Here is a 297-nt window from a genome sequence, read left to right as displayed (position 1 = left end):
GTCCCGGCCGTACTTCCACCGTTACTGCAATGGTTCCCTGATCTACGTCAGGCATAAGGGCAAATCCAAGTCTTCCCGCAATCAGAAAGGATAACACCAGGAGCAGGATGGATACGCCCATAACTGTTTTTCTTTTGTTTAAAAGCCTTCCAATAATCTTTCGATAGCCGTTCTGCATCATGCGCACCAGACCGGAAGCCGGAGAATTTTTCTTCTCAACCGGCCGGAACCGGCTGTAGCACAGAGGTACGATCGTCATGGCAGAAATCAGAGACGCTGCCATACAGAATACAATCG

General features: G+C 49.5%; 1 protein-coding gene. It reads right to left on the bottom strand.

What is annotated here, in order from left to right; translation table 11 throughout:
- A partial coding sequence (locus NE473_RS31520; protein ID WP_256265674.1) for an efflux RND transporter permease subunit occupies window positions 1–297 on the bottom strand: 297 nt, incomplete at both ends.

The organism is Hungatella sp. SL.1.14 (genome assembly GCF_024460495.1).
Taxonomy (GTDB): domain Bacteria; phylum Bacillota; class Clostridia; order Lachnospirales; family Lachnospiraceae; genus Hungatella; species Hungatella hathewayi.
Note: the sequence above shows the minus strand (reverse complement) of the source record. Positions and strands in the feature narration are given on the sequence as shown.